This window comes from Glutamicibacter sp. AGC84 (genome assembly GCF_053543575.1).
This window is the reverse complement of record NZ_JBLVOC010000007.1, coordinates 115,731-123,430: the sequence shown is the minus strand read 5'-3', so window position 1 is coordinate 123,430 and position 7,700 is coordinate 115,731. Positions and strand designations below refer to the sequence as shown.

Sequence of the window (7,700 nt, the reverse complement as noted above, 5' to 3'; positions counted from 1 at the left end):
GGAAGCCGCCGCCACCTTTCGGTTAAAAGTGGGAGAATAGACCTATGGACCTCTCGCAACATGAATATCGGGTAGGGCTCGAATGGACAGGCAATCGTGGAACCGGAACGGAAAGCTACCGCAGCTACGGCCGGGACCATGTATTGCGCGCATCGGGCTTGCCAGATTTGCCGGGCACCGCGGATCCAACATTCCATGGGGATCGCGATCGCTGGAATCCAGAACAACTCCTGCTTGCTGCCCTTAGCCAATGCCACATGCTCTCGTATCTGCATGTAGCAGTTACCCACGGCGTGAATATCACGGGTTATACGGACGATGCTTCTGGAACACTGCGTCTCAATCGGGATAACAGCGGTGAATTCACCCAAGCCATCTTGCGGCCCGTCGTTTACCTTGCCGATGAATCCCAACGAGAACTTGCCGATTCGCTCCACTCCCAGGCGAACAAGGTTTGCTTCATCGCCCGGTCCGTCAACTTCCCGGTTCTCCACGAGCCGGTATCCCCTAGCTCCTCCTGAGGATTTTTACGAATGACTGAAAACCTGCCACTTGCACATGACCCGAAAAAGGATCCCTTCAGCAATCCCCTGGTTCTAGGCCGATCCAGCCAAGAATTCTTGGATGCCGCCGAAACGCCGATCGACGTTGCCAACTATCCCGGTACCTTCTACGCAGAGGTTGGCGGTCGCGAGATTTTCGCTCAGCTGACCAAGAATTTCTACAGTTCCGTTGCCGAAGACGAGGATTTCCGTCGGATGTATCCAGAGAAGGAGCTTCGGGCTGCCCAAGTTCGCCTCCAGCTGTTCCTGGAACAATACTGGGGTGGTCCGACAACGTTCTCCGAGCATCGTGGCCACCCTCGGCTCCGCATGCGTCATGCAAATTACCCGGTGAACGGCCACTACCGTGATGTCTGGCTGGGCCATATGAACAAGGCTATCGACCAGCTAGAGCTGCCAATGCTGCAGGCCGAAACCCTTCGGGACTACTTTGAGCGTGCGGCTCACTCGTTGCTGAACACTCCGGATGAACACCGGAATCTGCTCTAAGAATTTATGGACTAGAACCGCCACGGGCGAGTTCTAGTCCATATCCTTATTACTGCTTAGCCGAGCAAAGAGGCTTTGCGGACAAGGACATGCCCTCGCTCGTTACTCAGTCGAGTCCAACTGCCATTGCGGAATACTCGGCTTTGCCCGCCAGGCGCCAGGAAACCCAAGGCATGCATGGCAAATGCGGAGCCCATAGGAATCTTCAAATCTTCTCCTTGCACATCCGCAGCCCAAATTCGCTGCCGTATCTGCACAAGCACAGGCAATCCCGGGTTTTCCGGCAATGCTTGGGCGACGGCGTCGATGCCGTTTTGAGCTGAGGAAGTTAGCATGTCGTTCGCTACGGCTCCTGCATCTTCCCAGCCTGAGACCGGCACGGAGATCCCAGCCCATTTAGGGTTCTCTTCAACCGGTGGGAGCGCGAAGTCGACGGTTGACTCCCCCATGCGAGCAAGGCGATCCTGGATCGATGCCAAGGAATAGCTGGCCTTGAGATCTGCAGGCTGCGCCAAGCGATGAACTCGCATTCCGAGGATGGTATAGCCGCCTTGACCGAGGTCGGAAGGGACCAAAACAGGTACATAGACAGCCAAGGCCGTATTTCGAGCGACGAATTGGGCCGCATCATCTTCAATTGTTTTCGCCCGGCTAATAAAGTTCGCTAAGTCGCTTACTGAATTACTGTCGTCGAAAATCACCGCATCACTAGCCATATATTTATCGTCTCACGGAGCGGCAACTACGCGTGGCGACTTTGCTCATGGCGTGATGCTGCTCCGTGAAACGTATAGTTTTCCTATGAGCCCGAATCTCAACTGAAAATATTACTTTCGAGTAGCATTAAATTTGGTTTTGTTCCGCTATCGCATTCCAAGGAGCCCGCACAGTGACCGAAGACCTAGGCACCACCCAGATCCTGCTGGATCTGTTGAATCTGGATGGAGAAGACCAGGCGCGCACGGATGAGGATATCTTCATCGGCCATACCCCTGGGCAGACTCGACCTCGCGTCTTTGGCGGGCAGGTTCTGGCCCAATCGATCATGGCCGCCACGCGTACAGTTGAAGCGACCCGTGCGATCCATTCCCTGCACGGTTACTTCCTGCGTCCGGGAGACCCGAACCAGAACATCACTTTCGGCGTACAGCGCCTGCGCGATGGCCGCTCATTTTCCGCACGTCGAGTGCACGCCTACCAAAATGGCGAACCGATCCTGTCAATGATCACCTCATTCCAGGAACCGGCAAACGGCCTCGAACACCATGATCCAATGCCTGCCGGAATCCCGGATCCCGAGTCGCTTCCGACTACCGCAGATCTCGTGGGGCACCTGGACCATCCAGTGGCAAAGGAATGGGCTTTCGAACGGCCTTTCGACGTCCGGCATGTTTCGGAACCGATCTACCTTCCAGGAAATTCGGCCAAGCTTGCCGATAGTGCGGTTTGGCTGCGCACCACCTCGGCAATGCCCAATGAGCCCGCCCTGCACCGAGCTGCCTTGGCTTACGCGAGCGACTACATGCTACTTGAGCCTGCCCTGCGAGCCCATGGAGTGCCATGGGTACATCGCGGCTTGAGCATCGCCAGCCTCGATCACGCAATGTGGTGGCACCGGGATTTCCGAGTCGATGAATGGCTGCTCTACGTACTTCATTCGCCATCGGCCTCGTCGGCCCGCGGACTTGGTGCGGGAAAGTTCTACAACAAGGCAGGCGAGCTCGTCGCGACCGTCGCCCAGGAAGGCATGATCCGCCTGCCTGAGTTCGCAGAGGGGCACTAGCCCTCAATCGATAGCGCACCGCCCGCGTGGTTCATGCGTCCAGTTCAATATCGCCTGCTGGTACGGCCATACAGGCGAGGATCTGGCCCGGTGCTACGCGGGCGCTCGGCTCCAACGGGTAGGAAATCCTGCCCCTGAGCAGGCTAACGGCGCATTCGCCGCAAGAACCCGAGCGGCAAAGACTAGCCGGTTCAAGCCCTTGCTCTTCCAGCGCATCAAGCAACACTCCATTCTCCGCACTCCAGGTGAAATTCTTTTCGCTCCCACGACAAGAGACTTCTGCGGGCGTATAGTTCTCAAAAAGGCGTTCCAGATCGGTCGCTGGTGATGCGAAGGTTTCGCTGTAAATCTGCGAAGCAGAAATTCCCGCTTGCTCGCACGCCTCGAATACCATCTTGGTGAACTCTTCAGGCCCGCACACCACCACCCTGCTGCAACCGCGTAGTCGTGCTGCGATCGCAGCAGCCGCTGGCCGCCCCTCGGAGGTGTCGATGCGATCCAAGCTGATTGGCGCCTTCAGCCCGGCAGCCATCTGTTCCAGCCGGCAGTACAAGGCACTGGCTCCGCCACGTTCGACATGGATGAACCTCAGATCTTGGCTGCCATTCACCGCTGCAGCATCCCCGAGCAGCCCCAAAGCAGGAGTGATGCCAATTCCAGCGCTGACGATGGCAGTGCTGGAGCCTAGTACATTAGCCGAGGTCAGCACACCGTACGGCCCTGAGACAAGAAGTTGCTCGTCCTCCTGCAGCTGTGCTATTTTCGCTGAAGCTTCACCTTGGATGCGAACGGCGATACTAATGCCCCGGTCGCTCACCGAGGTGATGGTGTAATTTCTCCACAGCGGATCTGGCAAGTGAACCCTTAGATGCATGCCCGGTTCATACTCAGACTTAATCCATCCGTAAGGATCGTGAAGCAGCAGTTCGACTACTCCTGAGCCCAAGTCCTCGTTTCGAAGTATGGTCATGAACCGTGGAGAGATCTTCACTGGAACCAGTTCTTCGGCTTCTGTTGCTTCGTTTTCTATTTCAATTGAGGCGCCAGTCTCCAAGACCCCGGATTCCAGAACGGTTCCATAAATGCCACAGTGAACGTGGCCAAAGTGCGTTGCCAGCAAACGGGGTCCGTTGGTATCGACTTCGGTAGTATCCGGATTTACCGAGGTTGCTGAGCAACGGGCGATTGATTTGGTAATGGCAATACGGGTTTCGCCTATGCGCAGCACTTTGCCAATAAGCCCATATTCCGAGTATGCGGGCAGGCCTTCCACCACAAGGTTGCCTCGATACCGCCGGGGATCCAAGTGCACCCCGGATACTCGCGACAGCTCCGCAACCGTATTGGGGTTAATAATCGAAATGCCCGACAGTCGCGAATCGAACATTCCTTGCGGTGCAGACACCAATCTTCGCGGTTTTGGCCCCTGCGCCGGCAAGTGATTCGACAGATAGGCGCTGGCGGCATCCCTGCCATGCTGGCTACTGGCATCAAAGGTCAATGGTGCCGCACCTGTAGATGCTGGCGCGGTCATGGTGATAAGTGGAAAACTGGATTCAACTTGCCACTTTTGCAGGCTCTTGTTGTTCTTGAGAATAGTGAAGCTTAGGCAGCTCTGCCACTGCCCGTCTTGGTGCTCAATTGTGCCGTTTCCGAAGGCGACACAGCGATCGCCCTCTAGCCCGCTTCCCTTTTTGGCTGCGACCGAACTGACTGCTTCGCCTGGTAGCCCTTTAACAGGAAAGCGATATATTTGAGCAATTTTCATGATTACATTCTAGTAAGTGCCGAGTTCAGTACGGGAGTTCCAGGCGGCGCCAATCGAAGGCGCCAGAGGATATCGGAATTTCAAAACAGGTAATGTTCTGCCCCTCCGGCTACATGGACTGCTCCCCGGCATCTGCGGGTGCTTCCAATCGCCGCGCGCCCACACCTTCACGCGCCAATTGGTCTTCCGGATTCAGGAGGCTGCAGGCCTGCATCGACAGGCAGCCGCATCCAATGCATCCCATAAGCCGATCTTCTAATTCCTCGATGGCACGCCGCCTCGCTTCGAGTACTTTCTTCCATTCCTCTGTCGCGCGAAGCCAGTCTCTTTCCTCGGGGATTTTTCCCATCGGCACTGGTGCCAAAGCACGCTTGATGTCGCTGAGTGGGATGCCCAACTTACTGCCGACACTGATCAACGAGATACGACGCAGCAAGTGGCGAGGATAGCGTCGCTGATTCCCCGCTGTCCGCATGGAAACGATCAGCCCAATATCTTCGTAATAATGCAGTGCAGATCTGGCCACACCAGTGCGTTCGCTAACCTGCCCGATGCTTAGCAGCTCACGCCCGGGAAAATTTTTTTCGCAATCCCCAGATTCCGCTGTGTGAAGCATCACCACCCCTTTCCTTGACCTCAAGTTTACTTGAGGTCTTAGGGTGGAAGTATTCAAAGTTGTTGGCAAAAGCTCGGGCTTTTGCATCAGTTACTGGAGTTTTATTCCAACTCCAGGCAAAGGAGCGGCTCAGTGAGCGAATTATCAGATGGATTCCGTACAGCCTTCCGTCACCATCCTGCTGGAGTAGCAGTGATTACTGCAGCGGTCGACGGGGCATTCTACGGTTTAACTATCTCTTCCCTCGCTTCACTTTCCATTGATCCCGTTGCCGTTTCGTTCTCGCTGGCCAAAGAATCCGGCGCTGCCGGCGCTGTGCTAGCAGCACCGAGTTTCGTGATCCATATGCTCGGCGAAGACCAGCACGAGCTGGCAAATAATTTCGCGCGCCCGGGTGCCCCACGATTTACCAGCGATCAACATTTCCGGGTCTTGCCCACCGGCGAGCCACATTTCATCGAGGCTCCCGTTGCTTTCCGCGCCAGTATCCACTCCTCCATCAGCGTTGGAGGCTCCCGCCTGATTGCTGCTGAAGTCCATGCGGTACTCTTCGGGCATGCGCAACAGCAACACCTGCTTTACCAGGATCGCGAGTATCTGAAATTGTCCGGATTGCGTGCCGATTCGACGACGAGCTAATTGAACGATGCCTCCTGCGGCATAAAAATAGCCGCCACAAATGTGGCGGCTATTTTCATGCCCGTGGATTAGTCGCGGGTCAGGCGACGGTGGGTAACACGGTGCGGCTTAGCCGCGTCGGCACCCAATCGTTCAACCTTGTTGCTCTCGTAAGAGTCGAAGTTGCCTTCGAACCAGTACCAGTTCGATGGGTTCTCCTCAGTGCCCTCGTACGACAAGATGTGGGTCGCGACTCGGTCCAGGAACCAACGGTCGTGGGAGACCACTACAGCGCAACCCGGGAACTCAAGCAGCGCGTTTTCCAACGACGACAGGGTTTCAACGTCCAAGTCGTTAGTAGGCTCATCGAGCAGCAACAGGTTGCCACCCTGCTTGAGGGTCAGTGCCAGGTTCAGACGGTTGCGCTCACCACCGGAGAGAACACCTGCCTTCTTCTGCTGGTCTGGGCCCTTGAACCCGAACGCCGAAACGTAGGCACGCGATGGCATCTCAACTTGACCGACGTTGATGTAATCGAGGCCGTCAGAAACGACCTCCCACAACGACTTCTCTGGGTCGATATTTTCGCGATTCTGGTCGACATAGGAAATCTTGACCGTGTCGCCGACCTTCAGGGTGCCACCGTCAAGCTCTTCCATGCCAACGATGGTCTTGAACAGGGTCGACTTGCCGACGCCGTTGGGACCAATGACACCCACGATGCCGTTGCGCGGTAGCGAGAAGGACAGACCATCGATCAATACACGATCGCCGAATCCCTTCTTCAAGTTTTCGGCTTCGATTACCAGCTGGCCCAGGCGCGGGCCTGGCGGAATCTGGATTTCTTCGAAGTCCAGCTTGCGGGTGCGCTCGGCTTCCGCAGCCATTTCCTCGTAGCGCGCCAGACGAGCCTTCGACTTAGTCTGACGGCCCTTGGCGTTCGAACGAACCCACTCGAGTTCTTCTGCCAGACGCTTAGCAAGCTTCTGGTCTTTCTTGCCCTGAACTTCCATGCGCTCGCGCTTCTTCTCCAGGTAAGTGGAGTAGTTGCCCTCGTATGGGTGCAGGCGACCGCGGTCAACTTCACAGATCCATTCGGCGACATGGTCCAGGAAGTAGCGGTCGTGGGTTACGGCCAGCACGGCGCCCGGGTAAGATGCCAGGTGCTGTTCCAGCCACAGTACGGACTCTGCGTCCAAGTGGTTAGTAGGCTCATCGAGCAGCAGCAAGTCCGGCTTCTGCAGGAGAAGCTTGCACAGTGCTACACGTCGACGTTCACCACCGGAGAGGTGGGTAACTTTCTCGTCGCCTGGTGGGCAGCGCAGCGCGTCCATTGCCTGTTCGAGCTGATTGTCAATGTCCCAAGCGTCGGCAGCGTCAATCGCTTCCTGCAGCTTGCCCATTTCTTCCAGGAGCGTGTCGAAGTCGGCACCGTCCTGTGCCATCTCTTCCGAGATTTCGTTGAAGCGAGTGATCTTTTCATAGATCTCGCCAACACCTTCCTGGACGTTGCCCAGGACGGTCTTTTCTTCATTCAGTGGGGGTTCCTGCAGCAGGATGCCTACCGAGTAGCCCGGTGAAAGACGCGCTTCACCGTTGGAGGGAGTATCGATCCCCGCCATGATCTTTAGGATCGTTGACTTACCAGCACCGTTGGGTCCCACGACGCCAATTTTGGCACCGGGGAAGAACGACATGCTGACATTGTCAAGGATGACTTTGTCGCCAACGGCCTTGCGAGCCTTGGTCATCGTGTAAATGAATTCCGCCATGTTCTTAAGGCTAGTCTGTTGCGGGGGTCATTTCCGAATCCACACACCACTATTTTGGGTTGGTGGTGCCCGGATTCACACGAAACCCTCA

At 56.2% G+C, this 7,700-nt stretch carries 8 protein-coding genes; 4 read left to right on the top strand and 4 right to left on the bottom strand.

The window, feature by feature from the left end:
• Positions 1 to 44: 44 nt before the first annotated feature.
• Together ACNPN0_RS05925 and ACNPN0_RS05920 are read left to right on the top strand one after the other, a co-directional pair.
• On the top strand, positions 45 to 521 hold the full coding sequence (locus ACNPN0_RS05925; RefSeq protein WP_332486839.1) for an OsmC family protein: 477 nt from the start codon (positions 45 to 47) through the stop codon (positions 519 to 521).
• A gap of 12 nt (positions 522 to 533) precedes the next feature.
• Positions 534 to 1,052 carry a globin gene (locus ACNPN0_RS05920; protein WP_105659199.1) on the top strand — a complete coding sequence of 173 codons (519 nt, stop codon included), beginning with the start codon at positions 534 to 536 and terminating at the stop codon, positions 1,050 to 1,052.
• A 56-nt stretch (positions 1,053 to 1,108) separates the two neighbouring features.
• Here the strand turns inward: ACNPN0_RS05920 and ACNPN0_RS05915 are convergent, their stop codons facing one another.
• The gene (locus ACNPN0_RS05915; RefSeq protein ID WP_332486837.1) at positions 1,109 to 1,768 is read right to left on the bottom strand and encodes a hypothetical protein; all 660 of its coding nucleotides are present in this window, start codon (positions 1,766 to 1,768) and stop codon (positions 1,109 to 1,111) included.
• Positions 1,769 to 1,941: 173 nt separating this feature from the next.
• Between ACNPN0_RS05915 and ACNPN0_RS05910 the strand changes: the two genes are divergently transcribed.
• On the top strand, positions 1,942 to 2,835 hold the full coding sequence (locus ACNPN0_RS05910) for an acyl-CoA thioesterase (protein ID WP_105659197.1): 894 nt from the start codon (positions 1,942 to 1,944) through the stop codon (positions 2,833 to 2,835).
• Between the two features lie 31 nt (positions 2,836 to 2,866).
• On the opposite strand, the gene ACNPN0_RS05905 is transcribed toward ACNPN0_RS05910, so the two are convergent.
• Positions 2,867 to 4,603, bottom strand: a complete 1,737-nt coding sequence (locus ACNPN0_RS05905) for an MOSC domain-containing protein (protein ID WP_448938453.1) — start codon at positions 4,601 to 4,603, stop codon at positions 2,867 to 2,869.
• Between the two features lie 109 nt (positions 4,604 to 4,712).
• Entirely contained in the window at positions 4,713 to 5,219 is a 507-nt protein-coding gene (gene soxR, locus ACNPN0_RS05900) for a redox-sensitive transcriptional activator SoxR (protein ID WP_105659195.1), read from the bottom strand.
• Positions 5,220 to 5,351: 132 nt separating this feature from the next.
• Here soxR and ACNPN0_RS05895 point away from each other — a divergent pair, with 132 nt between their 5' ends.
• Positions 5,352 to 5,858, top strand: a complete 507-nt coding sequence (locus ACNPN0_RS05895; RefSeq protein ID WP_166650788.1) for a flavin reductase family protein — start codon at positions 5,352 to 5,354, stop codon at positions 5,856 to 5,858.
• Positions 5,859 to 5,926: 68 nt separating this feature from the next.
• Here the strand turns inward: ACNPN0_RS05895 and ettA are convergent, their stop codons facing one another.
• Positions 5,927 to 7,609, bottom strand: coding sequence for an energy-dependent translational throttle protein EttA (ettA, locus tag ACNPN0_RS05890; protein ID WP_105661447.1), 1,683 nt, complete (start codon positions 7,607 to 7,609; stop codon positions 5,927 to 5,929).
• Between the last annotated feature and the right edge of the window lie 91 nt (positions 7,610 to 7,700).